This is a genomic window from Cognatundibacterium squillarum (assembly GCF_014652435.1).
Classification (GTDB): domain Bacteria; phylum Pseudomonadota; class Gammaproteobacteria; order Burkholderiales; family Burkholderiaceae_D; genus Undibacterium; species Undibacterium squillarum.
The window spans coordinates 64,441-82,210 of record NZ_BMYU01000001.1 but is presented as its reverse complement, the minus strand read 5'-3'; the positions used below and the strand labels follow the sequence as shown (position 1 = coordinate 82,210).

Here is a 17,770-nt window from a genome sequence, read left to right as displayed (position 1 = left end):
ATAAAAATATCCACCGGTAAATTTACCGACAGACTTACCTGCCGCTGATTATCAGCAACAAAAAAACGGTGCCGCAGCACCGTTTTTTCTTTTTCACTGTCGCTCAGAGGGAGAGATTAAGCGACTTTCTTGCTATCGAAGAATTGTTCATCTTCGGTAGAACCGTGCAGCGCAGTCGTGGAAGACTGACCTTGCTGAATTGTCTGTGTTACTGCATCGAAGTAGCCTGTACCAACTTCACGCTGATGTTTAACCGCGGTGAAGCCTTTTTCTGCTGCTGCGAATTCGTTTTCCTGCAGCTCAACGAAGGCAGACATCTGACGGCGTGCATAACCGTGTGCCAGATTGAACATCGAGTAGTTCAGGGAGTGGAAACCAGCCAGTGTGATGAACTGGAATTTGTAGCCCATTGCACCGAGTTCTTTCTGGAATTTTGCAATCGTTGCGTCGTCCAGATTTTTCTTCCAGTTAAACGATGGCGAGCAGTTGTATGCCAGCAGTTTGCCCGGGAATTTCGCATGGATTGCTTCTGCAAATTTACGTGCAAATTCCAGATCCGGTTTGCCGGTTTCGCACCAGATCATGTCTGCGTATTCTGCGTAAGCCAGACCACGGGAGATCGCCTGTTCCAGACCTGGTTTGGTACGGTAGAAACCTTCGAATGTACGTTCGCCAGTGCAGAAAGGACGGTCGTTTTCATCAACATCGGAAGTCAGCAAATCAGCGGCTTCTGCGTCGGTACGTGCCAGAATCACGGTTGGTACGCCCATGATATCGGCTGCCAGACGTGCTGCATTCAGTTTTTCCACTGCTTCACGGGTAGGAACCAGTACTTTACCGCCCATATGGCCGCATTTTTTGACGGATGCCAGCTGATCTTCAAAGTGAACGCCGGAAGCGCCTGCTTCGATCATGGCTTTCATCAGTTCAAACGCATTCAGTACGCCACCGAAACCTGCTTCAGCGTCTGCAACGATAGGCGCGAAGAAGTCGATATCGTCTTTGCCTTCAGACCATTGGATCTGGTCAGCGCGGGTCAGTGTGTTGTTGATACGTTTAACAACTTGCGGTACCGAGTTTGCCGGATACAGAGACTGATCAGGATACATTTCACCGGCCAGATTGGCGTCACCCGCAACCTGCCAGCCGGACAGGTAAATCGCTTTCAGACCAGCTTTAACCTGCTGCATTGCCTGATTACCGGTCAGCGCGCCCAGTGCATTGATGAATGGCTCGTTATTGACCAGATCCCACAGTTTCAGAGCGCCATTTTTCGCCAGTGTGTGCTCAACCTGAACAGAGCCACGCAGACGGATCACGTCTTCCGCTGTGTAGTTGCGCTTTACACCTTTCCAGCGTGGATTGGTATCCCAGTCTTTTTGCAATTCAGCAACTTGTTGTTCGCGTGTCGTCATCATGTTCTCCTGAGGTAAGTGATGAAATGTGTGAGAAGAAATTCGAAAAATTTGCTAACCCGTTGAAACCATCATAGGAGAATTTTTGCGCAGCAACAAGGTCTTATATAAGACATCTTTAATTTTTTTATTCGTTTAAAATCAATTACTTAAACACTCCATTCCGTGATACGAAATCACCTTTCTGTCTGTGAGATATTTTTCTTGTGCGCGGCACCGCAAGATTTCACGATATGAAACCAGCTTTTCACATCGCAACATTTGCCGCAAAAAACGGGGTGATGATCAGATGTTTTTAGCCGATGAAGATGACATCCCTATGTTGACAGGCAGTTTTTCCGGAAAAATACCCTGCCAAATGCACAGAAAATTGCCAAAAGACAGGTAATCACAAAGTTGCTGTCGCAAAGCTGCAACAAACCTGCTGGCAGCGGATAGTTGCAGCAGAAAGCGGACAGTTTGCGTGTTCGTTCTGATCAGTATGTATTGAGCTGTCTTGCCGGCAGTGGCTCGAACAGCGTGAATTTGCCTGAAATCTGCCCGAAAATGCCTCAAATGCGGATTTCAGCATGGCAATACGGCGGTCGTCGGCAGAAAGTCTGGCGCTCCGGAAATCACAAATGACGATATTTGCATAATCACCCCCTTACTGAAGCAAGCAATCCGCCCGATATTGCCTGCAATTGCTCCTGCATACAGTGATGCCATCGCGACAGTACCCTCGATACCCCGGATACCCTTAATACCCGCCCCAGCGCAGCCAATAAAAAACCACCGGCAGTTTTCACTGACGGTGGTTTGTATACTTCGCGGCTTACCAAATACTGGCTGCGGGTGTTGCCTGCCGTATTTAAATACCGATTTTGCCCAGCATCGTACCGATTTCACGCAGCGCCGCATCCAGGGTCGGATGTTGTGCCGAGAAACGGGCGGATGCCGCCACCAGACGTTCACGCAGGGTCGCGTAGACCGGATCATCCTGCTGTTTTTCCGCATCCAGTACATCCTCGATATCTTCATGCAACTCTTCCAGCATGGCGCGGGCTTCATCGTCGAGGAAACGGGTCTGGTCGAGTTCGTTTTGCAACTGACCGAGTAATTGTTTTAATTGTTCACGTGGCATAGCGATCTCCTTCATTCTTAATAAGCACAACAGGCCGGACTGTATATCGGGTTGAATATGCCAATATCAATTCGCCAGAATCAGAACTACGGCTTCAGCAGCAATGCCTTCTTCGCGTCCCAGATAACCGAGTTTCTCATTGGTCTTGGCTTTGATATTGACCTGACTCAGATCAACCTGCAAGTCGGCTGCAATATTTTCCACCATACCCGGAATATGCGGTGCCAGCTTGGGTTTTTGCGCGATGACAGTCGCATCCAGATTGCCGACGCGGTAACCGGCAGCATGCAAACGGCGCACCGCTTCACGCAGCAACACGCGCGAATCTGCGCCTTTGAATTGCGGATCGGTATCCGGAAAATGCCGGCCGATATCCCCGAGTGCTGCGGCGCCGAACAACGCATCGGTGATTGCATGCAGCAATACGTCTGCATCGGAGTGGCCCAGCAAACCCAGATGGTGCGGGATCTTAACGCCGCCGATAATCAGATCGCGCTCCGCGACCAGTGCGTGACAGTCATAACCCTGACCAATGCGGAAAGGTAAAACCGGTTTATTCATCAGCAGAAACTCCTAAATACAAGGCCGCCAGCGCCAGATCTCCGGGCCGCGTCACTTTCAGATTGCAGGGATGGCCGGGCACACACAACGGTGCCAGCCCCAGCGCTTCTACTGCGCTGGATTCATCGGTCACGTCCGGACAGGCATCCAGCGCATGACACAGTAATTCATATCGGAACATTTGCGGCGTTTGCGCCAGCCACAAACCATCGCGCGGAATGGTTTCAACCTGACCGCCTTCCACACGCTTGACCGTATCCACCACCGGCAGCGCCAGCAAACCGCCGACCGCATGGTCTTTCAGTACGGCGATCAATTCATCAATCAGCGCCTGATTCAATCCGGGACGGGCTGCATCATGCACCAGCACCCAGTCATCACGGCGCACCTGCGCACGGATCGCTTCCAGGCCGTTACGCACCGAATCGGCACGGGTTTCGCCGCCGCAGCGTAATACCTGCAAACGCGCATCCGGTTTCAGGGCTTCATCCACATACGCATCGGCTGCACTGACCACCACCACAACCTGCGCAATGGCCGGATGCTGCAAAAATGCCTGCACTGTCCACGCCAGTATGCTTTGCTGACCGAGTTGCAGATATTGTTTCGGGCAAGCCGACTGCATACGCGCACCAACGCCAGCCGCCGGAATCAGCGCGATATAGCGCGGTCCGGGCGCGGACCGGTTTGCCACATTTTCAGAATTTGTGAAAGACAAAAGACTCACCTTACCAACACATAAAAACGGGCGGAAGCCATGCTGCCGCCCTTGAACTATAATAGCCAACTCTCTTGCCACATTGTAACCGCGGACAGCAAACCGGCATACCCCGCGCAGCAAACTGCCCGAACCTGCCTGTGTCCGCCTGCATGTAAGAACCCAAACAGAATTTCTGCCGCGATGTCATCTTCTCCATTTTTCCCGTTCGCCAAACCCGGTCACCGTTTTGCCCTGCCTGCTTTGCACGGTTCTGCTGATGCACAAGTGCTGGCGGACTGCGCCACGCAGTTAAAAGCTGACAAGCGCATGCTGACCGTGCTGGTAGCCAATCCCGGCGACGCGCAGCGTTTGCTCGAAGAAATCCCGTGTTTTGCGCCGGAACTGCGCTGCCATTTGCTGCCGGACTGGGAAACCCTGCCCTACGATGCGTTTTCTCCGCATCAGGATCTGGTGTCTGAACGTCTGGCGACGCTGCACGAAATCCGCAGCGGACAATGCGATGTATTGCTCGCACCGGTAACCACCGCACTGGTACGCATGGCGCCGCCCGGCTTTTTAGCGGCCTACACGTTTTTCTTCAAAAAAGGCGACCGGCTGGATGAAGCCAAACTGCGCTCACAATTAACGCTGGCCGGTTACAGCCATGTCGGGCAAGTGATGTCGCCGGGCGAATATTCGATACGCGGCGGGCTGATTGATTTATTCCCTATGGGTTCGGCGCTGCCTTACCGTCTGGATTTGTTCGATGACAGCATAGAAAGCATCAAAACCTTTGATGCCGATACGCAGCGTTCACTGTTTCCGGTGCCGGAAATCCGCTTGCTGCCGGGACGTGAATTCCCGATGGATGACAATGCGCGCGCCTATTTCCGCAGCCGCTGGCGCGAATGTTTTGAAGGCGATCCTTCGCGCAGCGCGATTTACAAAGACATGGGCAATGGCATCGCTGCCGCCGGTATTGAATATTATCTGCCATTGTTTTTTGAAGAAACCGCGACGCTGTTTGATTATGTGCCTGAGCACACTTACTTCGCATTATCCGGCGGCGTGGATGAAGCCATGCAGCGCTTCTGGTCGGATACCCGTTCCCGCTATCAGTTTTTAAAGAGCGACCGCGAACGGCCAGTGCTCGCACCGGAACAGGTTTTTCTGCGTGATGAGGATTTCTATACGCTGCTGAAACCGTTTGCACGCTGGGTGTTACCGGCCGCAGATGCAGCAACGCCAGCGAATGATGTTAGTGCGCCGGTGCCGGATGTCGGCGTGAATCGTCGTGCCGATGATCCGCTGGTGAATCTGCGCAGCTTCCTGCTGAAAAAAGGTCAGCGCGTACTGATTTGCGCAGACAGTGCCGGTCGCCGCGAAACGCTGATGCAGTATTTCAATGAATTTCAGATTCAGCCAGTCGGCGCAGAGAATTTTCAGGATTTCCTGACCAACAGCGAAGCATTGCAACTGACCGTGATGCCGCTGCATCGCGGTTATACCAATCTGCAGCAAGGCATTACGCTGATCACCGAAGCGGAACTGTACGCGGGCACACCACGCCGCGCCGGACGCAAAAAGCAGGAAGCCACCACACAGGTCGACCACATGGTGCGCGACCTGTCAGAACTCAAAATCGGCGATCCTGTGGTGCACAGCCAGCACGGCATCGGCCGCTACATGGGTCTGATCAGCATGGATCTGGGCGAAGGCGATACCGAATTTCTGCATCTGGAATATGCCAAAGAAACCAAGCTGTATGTGCCGGTTGCGCATCTGCATGTGATTTCCCGCTATTCCGGTGCTGCGCCGGATGATGCGCCGCTGCACAGCCTGGGTTCCGGTCAGTGGGAAAAAGCCAAGCGCAAAGCGGCGCAGCAAATCCGCGATACCGCCGCCGAATTGCTGAATCTGTATGCACGCCGTGCCGCGCGGCAAGGTCATGCATTTGAATATTCTGCGCGTGATTACGAAGCCTTCGCCGACAGTTTCGGTTTTGAAGAAACACCGGATCAGGCCGCAGCGATTCAGGCAGTGATTCAGGATATGACCTCCGGCCGCCCGATGGACAGGCTGATTTGCGGCGATGTCGGCTTTGGTAAAACCGAAGTTGCGCTGCGTGCTGCATTCGTTGCTGTCATGGGCGGTAAACAGGTTGCCATTCTCGCGCCGACCACGCTGCTGGCAGAACAGCATGCACAGACGTTTGCGGATCGCTTTGCAGACTGGCCGGTGCGTATCGCCGAACTCTCGCGCTTCCGCACCGGCAAAGAAGTCACGCAAGCGATTAAAGGTCTGGCTGATGGCACCATCGACATTGTGATTGGTACACACAAGCTGTTATCCGAAGATGTGAAATTCACCCGCCTCGGTTTAGTCATCATCGACGAAGAACACCGTTTCGGCGTGCGTCAGAAAGAAGCTCTCAAAAATCTGCGCGCTGAAGTCGATGTGCTGACGCTGACCGCAACGCCGATTCCGCGTACGCTGGGCATGGCGCTGGAAGGCTTGCGCGATTTCTCGATTATTGCGACTGCGCCGCAAAAACGTCTGGCGATTAAAACCTTTGTCCGTGGTGAAAACGATTCCGTGATCCGCGAAGCCTGTCTGCGCGAACTGAAGCGCGGCGGTCAGGTTTATTTCCTGCACAATGAAGTTGAAACCATTGCCAACCGCAAGGCGATGCTGGAAGCGCTGCTGCCGGAAGCGCGTGTCGTGATTGCGCATGGTCAGATGCATGAGCGCGATCTGGAAAAAGTCATGCGTGACTTCGTCAGTCAGCGCTACAACATTCTGCTGTGTACCACAATTATCGAAACCGGTATCGACGTACCGACCGCCAACACCATCATCATGCACCGCGCCGACAAATTCGGTCTGGCGCAGCTGCATCAGTTGCGTGGCCGCGTTGGCCGTTCTCACCATCAGGCCTATGCATATCTGCTGGTGCACGATGTACAGGGCTTAACCAAGCAGGCAGAACGCCGTCTGGAAGCGATTCAGCAAATGGAAGAACTGGGCAGCGGCTTTTATCTGGCGATGCACGATCTGGAAATTCGCGGTGCCGGTGAAGTGCTTGGCGATAACCAGTCCGGCGAAATGCATGAAATCGGCTTCCAGATGTATTCCGACATGCTGAACGAAGCCGTGCGCGCCCTGAAAAACGGTAAAGAACCGGATCTGGCAGCGCCGCTGGCCACTACCACAGAAATCAATCTGCACATCCCTGCTCTGCTGCCGAATGACTATTGCGGCGACGTACATGAACGTCTGTCCATCTACAAACGTCTGGCAAATTGCAGCAAGCCGGGGCAGCTGGATGATTTGCAGGAAGAATTGATCGACCGCTTCGGCCTGCTGCCGGAGCCGGTGAAATCCCTGTTAGAAACCCACCGCCTGCGGGTTGCCGCCAAACCGCTGGGCATTATGAAAATCGACGCACACGCTGAAGCCATCACCCTGCAGTTCGAGCCGAATCCACCGGTCGATGCAATGCGGATTATCGAGCTGGTCCAAAAGAACAAGCATATCCGTCTGAATGGTCAGGACAAACTGCGCATCACCGCCACCATGCCCGACCTCGCCAGCCGCGTGAATCAAATCAAACAAACGATGAAAGCATTGCACTGATATGAATTCCCCTCAGTTCCTGACCCTGCACAGCCCGCAAGCCCTGACTGCAGCGCAACTGGCCTGCGCGAACGCAATTGCGACGCAGGCCGGTGCCAGCCTGCACACCCTGCATGATGCCGCCGTACGTCTGCACACCAGCGCCAGTGACGAACAGATTGCTGCATGGCGCGCGATGGCCGAAGCGCAGCAACTGGACTTCGCCGCGCTGCCGGAACAACGCAGCCTGCAGGATTTCGGCCTGCTGGCGATGGATATGGATTCCACGCTGATCACGATTGAGTGCATTGACGAAATCGCCGACATGCAGGGCTTAAAACCGCAAGTGTCGGAAATCACCGAAGCCGCAATGCGCGGTGAACTGGATTTTCAGGAAAGCCTGAAACGCCGTGTCGCCTTACTGAAAGGCTTAGATGCCAGCGCCCTGCAACGCGTGTATGAAGAACGCCTGCAACTCTCGCCCGGCGCGGAACGCCTGATCGCCGCCGCGCAAGCCGCCGGTCTGCGCACGCTGCTGGTGTCCGGCGGGTTCACTTTCTTCACCGAGCGCGTTAAAGACCGCCTAAACCTGAGTTTCCATCATTCAAACGTGCTGGAAATTGAAGATGGCAAGCTGACCGGCCGCGTTACCGGCGTGATTGTAGATGCGGAAGAAAAACGCCGTACCGTCGAATCCGTCTGCCAGCAACTGAACATCCCGACCAGCGCCGCCATCGTGATGGGCGACGGTGCCAACGACCTCAAAATGATGGGCATCGCCGGCCTCTCCGTCGCTTTCCGCGCCAAACCGGTAGTACGCCAGCAAGCCAGCATTGCCCTGAATGTCTGCGGTCTGGACGGCGTGCTGAATGTGCTGCAAAGCTGAGCGCTGATTGCAGGCGCTTTCACGCAATTTTCACACCAGACAAAAAAGCGGCCGACTGGCCGCTTTTTTTTATCACTGAGCAGTTCCACCGCCGTTTCAGATTGCGCCGCTTGCCTTGCTTGCCCTGAACATTCTGCAAGCGACCCGAAGCAGGAAAATTACTCCAAAACACCCGAAATGCGGTTTTCAGCACAGAAAAATCGCATGTTTTTGCGGTTGTCGGCGAAAACAGTGGCGCTCCGGGGTGGTGTCAAAAGGATCAAATGACGATGTCTGCACAAAGCAGTTGCTGTGCTTGCGATGCTTGTATGGACTGGCTGGTCAGGAAGCCGCCGATTGCTCAGCAATCAGTACGCTTCTGCTCCGCGCATACATCAGCAATTTCGGAGTGGGCACTCCTGCATCAGTTGCGCACTCAATTGCTGTTTTAATTCCGCCAGCTGGAGAATTCTGACGTCGATTTCACTGAGTTTTTGCTGAAGGATTTCGCGCATTTTGCTTTCCGGATGCGGGCTTTCCCAGACTTCCGGCAGCCGCTGGCCGATTTCCTGCAGGCTGAAACCCAGTGCCTGCGCACGGCGGATAAAGTTCACCAGTAACACCACGGCGCTGTCGTAATCGCGATAACTATTACTGCTGCGCCGCGCCTGGATCAGACCCAGGCGCTCGTAAAAACGCAGGGTGTCGCGACTGACACCGGTTTGTTGTGCTAATTCACCAATTCGCATATTTCACTCCGGACAGGGCTTGACCCTGAAGTGCACTTCAGGGTTTACGCTGACATTTTACCCACAACAGGAGGATGAAACATGCTCAGCGAAAACCGTTACAAAAACATCGTGAAAATCAGTGCGTGGTATGACTTGCTGGTGATATTGCCGTTCACCACGCCGTGGACGCTGGATATTTTGTACAGCATCCTGAAACATCAGCATGACTACTGGCAATTTTCCGGCGAACTGCACAGCCTGAATGCGGCGCATTATCTGTTCGCGAACCTGCTTGGCGCGGTAGTGCTGGTCTGGTCACTACTGCGTATCCTGCAGCCCGGCGTTTTACCGGGTCGGCTAGATGCCGTTGCCCGCTACGTATTCTGCCTGTGGCAAATCTACGCGTGGCAGCACGGCTTCTCAACGCTGATTCTGTTTTTCACTTTCTTTGAACTGAGTTTTGGCATCGCCCAGAGCTTGCCGGTACGGCGGGAAGCCTCACAGCGCGAAGCTGGTCTGCGCAGTGTGCATGCATAAGATCTGCAGAATCCTTTGAAACCGCCGAAAATTGCCCAAATGCGGTGTTCTGCACAGAAAAAACAGCCAAAATCCCGGATGCCCGCGAAAACAGTGGGCGTCCGGGGTGGTGGTTTCTGACTCAAATGCGGTTTACTGCACAATGCGACGCGCTTACTCCATCAGCGTCAGGTAAGCAGCGGGGACGGAATCTGTCAGCCAGACGCCGTTTTCGCTGCAATAAAACAAATGCCCAGCTGCCAGCATCGCCTGGCAGTTAATCATCAGCACCACCGGTTTTCCGTGACGGCTGCCAACAGAAATCGCGGTATCGAGGCTGGCTGATAAATGCACGTGCTGGCGGCTTTGCTTTTGCAAGCCGTTTTGCAGAATGCTGTCCAGAAAACGGCTGGCGGTGCCATGATACAGCGTCGCTGGCGGCGTGACTGCTTGCAGGTCAAGCGAAACTTCAATGCTGTGCCCCTGGCTGGCGCGGATGCGCTGACCGCAATCACTGATGGCAAAACGCTTTTTCTCATTGGTCGCAACGATTTCCATCAGGGTTTCTTTGCTCAGCGGTGCGCGGTGTTGCGCCACGCCTTGCAGCAAGTCGTCAATGTCGCACCAGCCCTGCGCATCCAGCTGTATGCCGGCGGCTTCCGGCTTATGACGTAATACCAGACTTAAAAACTTACTGCTTCTGACTAAATCTTTTCTCATTCTTCGTTAATTTTATTAATTTAATTATTTATATATCATTCTCCCCATGTCTGCTGCAATACCTTGCGGAACAATGCAGATAACTGGGGTTCAACCGGTGTGCGGGTGAAGCGTGGCGGCACGATAGCATCTAAGCGTGCCAGTTCTTCCGCAATAAACTGATGGATTACCGGCACTTGCGGACCAAGTTCGCTCTCATTGGCGCGTTTTTTCTTTTCCAGCAAATCCGCAATGGCAGACGTCAGCTCCGGCTGATCGCTGATCAGCGTCATCAGCTTATCGAATTCAATTGGCGCGGGGGTTTGATAGCGTTCCAGCCAGCGTGTCGCCAGCAACGGGCGCAATACGTAGAAGTATTTTTTGTAACGCACCAGTTCTGATTGCAGCTCAGTACGGAAATTGGTTTTCGCCGAACTGCGGTAGTGATACATACCGTTTTCAACCGAATACACGGTTGGCATTAAATTCAGGGCTTCCTGATGAAAACATCCGCTTTTCTCGTACTGCACCGGTGACAGCATCCATTCCACAAAAGCCGGATTGGATTTCCAGAACAAACGCAGCGCTTTGCGAATATCCCAGCCATTGATATCCATCTCATCGACAATCGGATATTCAATCACGTCGCGTTTTTCTTCCAGACCGACCGACAAATACCATTCCGGACGATGCACGTAAATAAAACGTGCATCGTAATCGCTGTCAGGCGATGCAAAGCCCCAGGCGCGGCTGCCGGATTCCACTGCCAGCAAAATCCTGACGTCGTGTTCCTGCTCTGCGGCACGCAAGCGACGCGTGATTTCTTCTCTGGCGTGCTGGCTGATGATGTCCTGCATGTACTTCTCCTTGATAAAACCCGGACAGGAATCATTGAAATTTCTGCCATATCGTGACAGCATACCTTGCACAGTTGGAAACGTCTGCAAAAATTCCGGCGCAGGTTCATAATCTGTTCGTCATGCAGCGTTTGCTTTGCATGCTGCATTCCCTGACATTGTTATCATTACCCTCTGAACGCGGAAGGAAAACCATGATTGATGTTTATTCCTGGCCCACACCAAACGGCCACAAAGTGCATATCATGCTGGAAGAATGCGGCCTGCCTTACCGGGTGTTTCCGGTGGATATCGGTGCCGGCGATCAGTTCAAACCAGAATTTCTGGCGATTTCTCCGAACAATAAAATTCCGGCGATTGTGGATTCTGACGGGCCGGACAATAAACCGATTTCTCTGTTTGAATCCGGTGCGATTCTGGTCTATCTGGCCGGTAAAAGCGGCCAGTTTCTCGGTGATACCGACCGCGAAAAATATCAGACGCTGCAATGGCTGATGTTCCAGATGGGCGGCTTTGGCCCGATGCTCGGACAAGCGCACCATTTCCGCATTTATGCGCCGGAAAAAATCGACTACGCCTATGACCGCTACACCAATGAAGCACGCCGCTTATACGGTGTGATCGATACCCAGTTGTCGCGCACACCGTATCTGGCTGGTGAGCAATACACGATTGCAGACATTGCCGTGTTCCCGTGGGCACGCTCTGCCGCGAATCAGGGCATCAACTGGGAAGAATTCCCCCATGCCAAACGCTGGTTTGATGAAATCGCCGCCCGCCCTGCCGTACAACGTGCTGTGCAGGTGCTGGCCGACTACCGCAAACCCTTAACATCGGATACCGCGCGTGATGCGCTGTTCGGCAATAGCCAGTATCAGCGCAAAACGGCGTAATCCTGCGCTGCGCTGACTCCGGCGCAGCAAGGTTTCCGCACACAAGAAAAGAGATGACTATGCGCCGCCCAATCAAACATTCCAGACAAAAACTGGCCGCTGAAAGTCAGCGCCTCGTCAACCTGGCCGTGGCTGTTGCGCAATCTTCCAGCCGTTATGAAGATCAGTGCTGGCAACAGCAGCTGGACGAACAAGTAATCCGCAGCCTGCATCTGCACCATCAGGATATTCTGGATGGTGCCACCGAGCACTTGCTGCAAAAATCTCCGAATGGTTATGAAGTGCTGGCCGAAACCATGGAAACGGTCAGCACCTCGCTGCAGTTTGAACATGAAGGCAAACCGTGGCGCAGCTTACTGATCGCTGCGCCGGTGCTGGCCTGGACCCGTTTTGAAATTGCTTCCGGCCCGCTCAGCGCCGATATGCAACAGCAGTTTGCACATTGCTTCAGCAATGTTCTGCTGGCGCCGGATGCGCGCTTACGCTTACTGCCGCATTTATTTTCGATTGAACAGTTACCGCGCCAGCACTGCGAAACCTTTGCTTTGCTGGAACAACAAACCGCCGTGCTGATGCAAGGCAAAACCAGCCAGTCAACACCGGAAAATCCGCCCACCGTGCCGTTTCTGGCAGACGTACGCTTTCTGATGGCAGTGGTGGCTGTGCCGGAAGGTGCCCCTTTGTTCCGCTGGCAGTTAAGCGCAGCACCATTCGATACAGAAAAAGCCAAGGACGCTGTTCTGAAAGAATGGACCGAACAAACTGAGAACTTGTTGCACCGGCTGATTCCCGGCTGCAATACCGAGCCTTTGCTGCCGGAATCTTATTTCAGCGCCTGCCGCGAAGCGGATCTGCGTATTCGTCCGGTATCGCTGCAATCAGCGGTGTACTACCTTGGCGAAACCTTTGAACTGCATCCGGATTCGATCCGCGCGGTAATTGCGGGTTTCCGGCATCCGGACACACCGGAAACCGGTGATGAAGTGGATGAATACCGGATCGGTTTCGCCGCTGCCGACAAACCGGAAATTCTGTACGGCGTGGTCTGGCCTTTGTATCAGCCAGACGACAAAAACACTGCTGTGCAGTTCGATGAAGCTGGCCGTTTAGGCGGTGAGATTTCTGATTTGCTGCGTGAATGCGGTATTGTCGACATCATCTGGCAGAACGAAATTTACGACGCAGAATTCTGCGACGACTGCGGTACGCCGATGTTTGCCGATGCAGACGGCGAACTGGTGCATCCGGAAGCGCCGGACGACACACCGGCTCCCGGAACAGCCCATTTTCACTGAAGAAATTTTTCTGATTTGCAGCGGCAGCATAGCCGCACCGATCACATAAGGAGACTTGCATGTCATCACATTCCTCTGAAAAACAGCCACAAAGTCTGACACGCCGCCACTGGCTGGCCGGCACCGGTCTGGCTTTGTCTGCCGCCGGTTTAAGCGGATTTTCCAAAACTGCAATGGCACAGGCAGCCGCAACTGCCGCAGCGCCAAAACCGCTGCCGCCATTTGCCAGCTGGAAAACAGCAGACGCGATGATCGTGCATTCTTCCAGCACCATCGAACTGAAACGCAGTGCCTTCGGCAGCAGCGTGATTACACCGTCTGAAAAACTGTTCATCCGCAACAATCTGCCAACACCGGATGCCGCCATCGTTGCGGACCGTGATGCATGGGTTTTGCAGGTGGAAGGCGTCAAAAAGCCAGCCAGCTTCAGCCTCAAACAATTGCGTGCGATGGGTGTGGAATCTGTGACTACGGTGCTGCAATGTTCCGGCAACGGACGCGGATTTTTCCCGAGCAAACCCAGCGGCACACCGTGGCAGGTCGGCGCTGCCGGTTGCGTGGTCTGGAGCGGCGTTCCGGTCAAAGCCCTGATCGAAGCCTGCGGCGGTGTCGCCGATGGCATGGCATTTATGACCGGTACCGGTGGCGAAAAACTGCCGGAAGGCGTGGATCCGAAATCCTTAATCGTTGAACGTTCAATGCCGCTGAAAGCCTTTGAAGATGCGATTCTGGCGTGGGAACTGAACGGCTCTCCGCTGCCGCTGGCGCACGGCGGCCCGCTGCGCCTGATCGTACCGGGTTACACCGGCGTCAATAACATCAAATACATCAAGCGTCTGGCATTTACCCAGACGCAGACCGAAGCCAAAATCCAGAAGCATGGCTACCGCATTACCGCTGCCGGTCAGGAAAGCAGCCCGAATGATCCATCCGTCTGGGAAATGCCGGTGAAATCCTGGATTACCGCACCGCTGGCAGACAACGGCGAACTGAGTGCAGGTCAAACCGTGATTCAGGGCGTGGCATTCGGCGGCGTGCACGCGGTAAGGCTGGTGGAAGTTTCTGCCGATGGCGGCAAAAGCTGGCATAAAGCCCGTTTCTTTGGTCCGGATATGGGCAAATACGCATGGCGTCAGTTCAGCGTCACCCTGCCCTTATCCGCAGGTGCACACAAACTGGTCAGCCGCGCTACCGATACCGCTGGCAATGTGCAGCCTGAACAGCGTCTGGAAAACGCGCATGGCTACAACAATAACAGCTGGGCAGACCATGCCGTCAGCGTGACGGTGGCAGCATGATGCTACACACAACGATCAAAGCGTCCGCTGCATTTGCAGTCTTGCTGGTACTGAGTGGCAGCTCTGCATTCGCCCAGACAGCCACACCTGCAGCCGCAAATGCTACCCCGCCAACCGCAGCAGAACTGGCCGCAGGCAAAAAAATCTTCACCACCAAAGCAGCACCCGCCTGCGCGTTGTGCCACACCCTGAAAGATGCGGACAGCAGCGGCGATATCGGCCCGGTACTGGATGAGTTAAAACCAGATGCGGCACGCGTCGAAAAAGCCGTACGCGGCGGGATCGGCGTAATGCCTGCGTTTAAAGGCTTGCTCAGCGAAGATGAAATCCGGACGGTGGCGAAATACGTGTCTGCGGTCGCAGGGAAATAGTTTTTTATTCCAAGTCCAAAAACAAAAAGCGATGCCGCTGAAAACGGTATCGCTTTTTATTTTCCGGCTGACGCTTCAAAGAGCGTGCTATCCGGCTCTGCTATTTCGGAATGAAACCGGCAGAACGTTACTGACGTACATAGTCACCAATCAGTTTGATATCTAAATCATCCTGATCAATCAGGCGTTTTGTCAGCGCATCCATCGCTTGCTGGTCTGCCGGATACGGATAGTCTGTAATGCCGGTGACACCGTACTTCTTCAGCATGTGCAGATTCGGGAAATAGATCAGCGGAGAATCCGGATCGAAAGAGAAGCTTTTTATTTCCTTTATATGCGCTTTCATAAAAGCTTGAAAACGCTTTTCTTCTGTAAAGACTTTTTGTTCGCTGCTATCTTTAAGCTCAACACGATATATCGTCGGCACATTCCGTGTCAGTTTTCCTGAAATAACGATGAGTTCATCATCGAATCCAACAGACTCATAAAAAGTCCAGGTTCTTTCAAGCATTTGCGCCACCTGCCGCACGGTTTCATTTTTGCTGGCCTTTGCTTTTCGGATAGTGTCCTTTTTAGCACTTGAACTCATTGAACCACCATGAAAACCCAACATAGCATCCGGTAATAATTTTTTCTCTGAAGCTGCGATAAACAAAAAATTCGCACAGGCTGAGCCACAATAATCTTTTACTTCCAGAACGATTTTATGCTTATGCATCACTTCGGCAATATCCAGCGCATGTTCCATGCTGCCCCCTTGCGAAGTGATGACGATACGGTTGGCACCTTCATTAATGGCAGAAATCAGGGCTTCAGAAGAAGCTTTGTCAATTCCACCTTTAAAAACGATTGTTTGTCCTTCCCTGCTCAAGCTGAATGTCGGTTCGTCCGCCCGTGCTGTCACAGTTAAGCAAAGACTTGCTGCCAGCACAGAAAGGCCAGCGATTTTCTTCAGAATTTTCATGTATGACTATTGATTTCAGGTTGCTGGTAGCTTCGGGAAATAAACGGAAAAAGCAATATTCCCTCACCGTCGTGAATATCCGTTTTTATCGCAAATTAATAAAAAGATGGCAATAATATGTTTACTGTGAAAATTTGTCAAAATTACATTATGATTGCTGCACAGCCGAAATTTCTGTGAAAGGAAAATCATGTCCGGTATTCAATTAATTCTGGCGTTGATCACGTTGCTGTGCGCAGTCGCATTTTACTTTGCAGGCACAAAACCTTTGCTGAATGTGGTCGATTACGCTGCACTGAAAGACCCTGCTGCATTTAACCGCTATGTCAGCAAACTAATGCTGATACCAGCAGCCATTGCGGCAATGAGTAGCCTGATCAGCTACAGCTATCCGGCATTGGCTGTTCCGCTGTTATTTTCATTTCCGGTCAGTGTGCTGGCGCTGGTGGTCTGGATTGCCTCAGGAAGCAAACACTTTGCGGGAAACCTCTGAATATCAGCGTTAAGAATCTGCAATAAAAAAACCGTTCAGCGCAAACTGAACGGTTTTTTGTTTCCGGCACATTGCAGCGCCGGAACATCCTGCGATGAATTTAATCTTTCATTCGATCCATCACATCGTTGCCGAAGGTTTATTTTGCTTCGACCGGCATTTTGTTTTCGCGCCAGTCCGGCATGCCTTCGCGGTACCAGTAAATTTTCTGAATTCCCGCCTGTTTGCCAACAATTACCGCCTTATAGGATTTCCAGCATTCAGGTCCGTTGCAATAGAAAATCACCGGCTTATCTTTTGGTAAACGGCTGATTGCAGAATAGTCGTCCAGACGCGCATCAAAATCGCGGTCTTTCAGGCTTTTTTCAATATAGGGCGCGTGGATTGCACCACGAATACGCTCCTGTTCAAACTCTTTCTGCGAACGGGTATCGACCGCTGTAATACCGGCAGCAATCAGTCTTTGCACCATCGGCGTATCCACTGTTGTCACACCCGGTATCGTTGGCGGCGTCAGAATACCGAGGCTGGCGATGTAACGGTAAAGGCTTTCGTCCGCCAGCGAAGCTGGCTGCATTTTACCCAGTCCGGCCGACTCTGCATCCGCAGAAGTAATCCAGCGCGACACTTTCTTCTTTTCTGCATCGCTGAGACTCTTTTTGACCAGCACAGCCAGTCCTGACGGTACCGGCTTGGTGATCTTAATGATTTTTCCCTGCTTAGGATTGGCTTTGATCCAGGCTTCCGCCTCTTCTTTGCTGGCGACCGTAACATCGGCCATATTCGAGCTCAGCGCCAGCAAACCCGCGCCGCTGGTTTTGCCATAGGTCACGTTTTTGAAAGACTTCAGTGTAAGGCCGGACTCTTCCACCATTGCCTTTGCCAGATAGGTACGCACTGAATCCTGCTGTGTCAGATATAAACGGGATCCGCTCATTTGCTGCGGATTGCTGATTTCCGTACGTGCGATCAGCACGTATTCCGCGTTTTGTTTCTGACGAGCGAGCAACTGATAATGATGGCTGATCGCAGAAGCTGCCACATGAGACGGGCCAACCACAATATCGTTTTCCTGCGTACGGGTGGCGCGCATTGCATCCGTCAGATCATTTGTCTGCCGTAAAGAGATCTGACTATTGAGTGCTGCGCTCAGTGCCGGTGTAGGCGAAGTCAGTGTCGCAAGATTCTTACTCTGCACATCGGCCGGATCAACACCGATTAATACTTTGTAATCTGCCTGCGCCAGCGCTGAAAACAGTACGCTGCTCAGAACGACACCCCGGATTAATTCATTCTTGTTCATTTTGTGACCTTTTATACAAACCTCGAGAGCGATATTTGTCACTATTTCTAGCAACAAACTCATCATTCTGG

17 protein-coding genes are annotated in these 17,770 nt (G+C 52.9%); 8 read left to right on the top strand and 9 right to left on the bottom strand.

Annotation, left to right across the window (positions count from 1 at the left end; genetic code table 11):
* Positions 1-116: 116 nt before the first annotated feature.
* The 4 genes from aceA to ispD all read right to left on the bottom strand — a co-directional run bounded on the left by aceA (position 117) and on the right by ispD (position 3,817).
* Positions 117-1,415, bottom strand: coding sequence for an isocitrate lyase (gene aceA / locus IE092_RS00355; protein WP_189355731.1), 1,299 nt, complete (start codon positions 1,413-1,415; stop codon positions 117-119).
* Positions 1,416-2,265: 850 nt separating this feature from the next.
* Positions 2,266-2,538 (bottom strand): DUF4404 family protein, encoded by a 273-nt coding sequence (locus tag IE092_RS00350; protein ID WP_189355035.1) that lies wholly within the window; start codon positions 2,536-2,538, stop codon positions 2,266-2,268.
* 66 nt (positions 2,539-2,604) lie between these two features.
* Positions 2,605-3,099: a 2-C-methyl-D-erythritol 2,4-cyclodiphosphate synthase gene (ispF, locus tag IE092_RS00345; RefSeq protein ID WP_189355034.1), complete on the bottom strand. Its 495-nt coding sequence runs from the start codon at positions 3,097-3,099 to the stop codon at positions 2,605-2,607.
* Complete coding sequence (gene ispD, locus IE092_RS00340) at positions 3,092-3,817, bottom strand: 2-C-methyl-D-erythritol 4-phosphate cytidylyltransferase (RefSeq protein WP_268249254.1); 726 nt, start codon at positions 3,815-3,817, stop codon at positions 3,092-3,094. The genes ispF and ispD overlap by 8 nt, the downstream gene beginning before the upstream one ends.
* 183 nt (positions 3,818-4,000) lie before the next feature.
* On the opposite strand from ispD, the gene mfd reads away from it, so the two are divergent.
* Both mfd and serB read left to right on the top strand, forming a co-directional pair.
* Positions 4,001-7,435 carry a transcription-repair coupling factor gene (mfd, locus tag IE092_RS00335; RefSeq protein WP_189355033.1) on the top strand — a complete coding sequence of 1,145 codons (3,435 nt, stop codon included), beginning with the start codon at positions 4,001-4,003 and terminating at the stop codon, positions 7,433-7,435.
* A gap of 1 nt (position 7,436) precedes the next feature.
* Positions 7,437-8,300, top strand: a complete 864-nt coding sequence (gene serB, locus IE092_RS00330) for a phosphoserine phosphatase SerB (protein ID WP_189355032.1) — start codon at positions 7,437-7,439, stop codon at positions 8,298-8,300.
* A 374-nt stretch (positions 8,301-8,674) separates the two neighbouring features.
* Here the strand turns inward: serB and IE092_RS00325 are convergent, their stop codons facing one another.
* Positions 8,675-9,028, bottom strand: coding sequence for a MerR family transcriptional regulator (locus IE092_RS00325; RefSeq protein WP_189355031.1), 354 nt, complete (start codon positions 9,026-9,028; stop codon positions 8,675-8,677).
* Between the two features lie 81 nt (positions 9,029-9,109).
* On the opposite strand from IE092_RS00325, the gene IE092_RS00320 reads away from it, so the two are divergent.
* Positions 9,110-9,547 (top strand): hypothetical protein, encoded by a 438-nt coding sequence (locus tag IE092_RS00320; protein WP_189355030.1) that lies wholly within the window; start codon positions 9,110-9,112, stop codon positions 9,545-9,547.
* 153 nt (positions 9,548-9,700) lie between these two features.
* On the opposite strand, the gene IE092_RS00315 is transcribed toward IE092_RS00320, so the two are convergent.
* A complete protein-coding gene (locus IE092_RS00315) occupies positions 9,701-10,246 on the bottom strand; it encodes an RNA 2'-phosphotransferase (protein WP_189355029.1) in 546 nt (181 codons plus the stop codon).
* A 35-nt stretch (positions 10,247-10,281) separates the two neighbouring features.
* Complete coding sequence (locus tag IE092_RS00310) at positions 10,282-11,082, bottom strand: nucleotidyltransferase domain-containing protein (protein WP_189355028.1); 801 nt, start codon at positions 11,080-11,082, stop codon at positions 10,282-10,284.
* A 194-nt stretch (positions 11,083-11,276) separates the two neighbouring features.
* On the opposite strand from IE092_RS00310, the gene IE092_RS00305 reads away from it, so the two are divergent.
* From IE092_RS00305 to sorU, 4 genes are read left to right on the top strand one after another with little or no spacing between them, the layout of a single operon-like run.
* On the top strand, positions 11,277-11,975 hold the full coding sequence (locus IE092_RS00305) for a glutathione S-transferase family protein (RefSeq protein ID WP_189355027.1): 699 nt from the start codon (positions 11,277-11,279) through the stop codon (positions 11,973-11,975).
* 59 nt (positions 11,976-12,034) lie between these two features.
* Positions 12,035-13,270: a DUF2863 family protein gene (locus IE092_RS00300; RefSeq protein WP_189355026.1), complete on the top strand. Its 1,236-nt coding sequence runs from the start codon at positions 12,035-12,037 to the stop codon at positions 13,268-13,270.
* 59 nt (positions 13,271-13,329) lie between these two features.
* Positions 13,330-14,568, top strand: coding sequence for a SorT family sulfite dehydrogenase catalytic subunit (gene sorT, locus IE092_RS00295; RefSeq protein WP_189355025.1), 1,239 nt, complete (start codon positions 13,330-13,332; stop codon positions 14,566-14,568).
* Positions 14,568-14,939 (top strand): SorU family sulfite dehydrogenase c-type cytochrome subunit, encoded by a 372-nt coding sequence (sorU, locus tag IE092_RS00290; protein WP_189355729.1) that lies wholly within the window; start codon positions 14,568-14,570, stop codon positions 14,937-14,939. The genes sorT and sorU overlap by 1 nt, the downstream gene beginning before the upstream one ends.
* A 127-nt stretch (positions 14,940-15,066) precedes the next feature.
* On the opposite strand, the gene IE092_RS00285 is transcribed toward sorU, so the two are convergent.
* Positions 15,067-15,903: a hypothetical protein gene (locus tag IE092_RS00285; protein ID WP_189355024.1), complete on the bottom strand. Its 837-nt coding sequence runs from the start codon at positions 15,901-15,903 to the stop codon at positions 15,067-15,069.
* Positions 15,904-16,093: 190 nt separating this feature from the next.
* Here IE092_RS00285 and IE092_RS00280 point away from each other — a divergent pair, with 190 nt between their 5' ends.
* Entirely contained in the window at positions 16,094-16,396 is a 303-nt protein-coding gene (locus IE092_RS00280) for a hypothetical protein (protein ID WP_189355023.1), read from the top strand.
* Between the two features lie 139 nt (positions 16,397-16,535).
* On the opposite strand, the gene IE092_RS00275 is transcribed toward IE092_RS00280, so the two are convergent.
* Positions 16,536-17,699, bottom strand: coding sequence for a rhodanese-like domain-containing protein (locus tag IE092_RS00275; RefSeq protein WP_189355022.1), 1,164 nt, complete (start codon positions 17,697-17,699; stop codon positions 16,536-16,538).
* Positions 17,700-17,770 lie beyond the last annotated feature (71 nt).

What these genes read in the sequence shown, in the direction of transcription:
- IE092_RS00320 (WP_189355030.1), top strand. Translation starts at nt 9,110, where the DNA reads ATGCTCAGCGAAAACCGTTACAAAAACATCGTGAAAATCAGTGCGTGG.
- serB (WP_189355032.1), top strand. Translation starts at nt 7,437, where the DNA reads ATGAATTCCCCTCAGTTCCTGACCCTGCACAGCCCGCAAGCCCTGACT.
- IE092_RS00310 (WP_189355028.1), bottom strand. Translation starts at nt 11,082, where the DNA reads ATGCAGGACATCATCAGCCAGCACGCCAGAGAAGAAATCACGCGTCGC.
- IE092_RS00275 (WP_189355022.1), bottom strand. Translation starts at nt 17,699, where the DNA reads ATGAACAAGAATGAATTAATCCGGGGTGTCGTTCTGAGCAGCGTACTG.
- IE092_RS00325 (WP_189355031.1), bottom strand. Translation starts at nt 9,028, where the DNA reads ATGCGAATTGGTGAATTAGCACAACAAACCGGTGTCAGTCGCGACACC.
- ispF (WP_189355034.1), bottom strand. Translation starts at nt 3,099, where the DNA reads ATGAATAAACCGGTTTTACCTTTCCGCATTGGTCAGGGTTATGACTGT.
- sorU (WP_189355729.1), top strand. Translation starts at nt 14,568, where the DNA reads ATGCTACACACAACGATCAAAGCGTCCGCTGCATTTGCAGTCTTGCTG.
- IE092_RS00280 (WP_189355023.1), top strand. Translation starts at nt 16,094, where the DNA reads ATGTCCGGTATTCAATTAATTCTGGCGTTGATCACGTTGCTGTGCGCA.
- sorT (WP_189355025.1), top strand. Translation starts at nt 13,330, where the DNA reads ATGTCATCACATTCCTCTGAAAAACAGCCACAAAGTCTGACACGCCGC.
- IE092_RS00285 (WP_189355024.1), bottom strand. Translation starts at nt 15,903, where the DNA reads ATGAAAATTCTGAAGAAAATCGCTGGCCTTTCTGTGCTGGCAGCAAGT.
- IE092_RS00350 (WP_189355035.1), bottom strand. Translation starts at nt 2,538, where the DNA reads ATGCCACGTGAACAATTAAAACAATTACTCGGTCAGTTGCAAAACGAA.
- aceA (WP_189355731.1), bottom strand. Translation starts at nt 1,415, where the DNA reads ATGACGACACGCGAACAACAAGTTGCTGAATTGCAAAAAGACTGGGAT.
- mfd (WP_189355033.1), top strand. Translation starts at nt 4,001, where the DNA reads ATGTCATCTTCTCCATTTTTCCCGTTCGCCAAACCCGGTCACCGTTTT.
- IE092_RS00300 (WP_189355026.1), top strand. Translation starts at nt 12,035, where the DNA reads ATGCGCCGCCCAATCAAACATTCCAGACAAAAACTGGCCGCTGAAAGT.
- IE092_RS00315 (WP_189355029.1), bottom strand. Translation starts at nt 10,246, where the DNA reads ATGAGAAAAGATTTAGTCAGAAGCAGTAAGTTTTTAAGTCTGGTATTA.
- IE092_RS00305 (WP_189355027.1), top strand. Translation starts at nt 11,277, where the DNA reads ATGATTGATGTTTATTCCTGGCCCACACCAAACGGCCACAAAGTGCAT.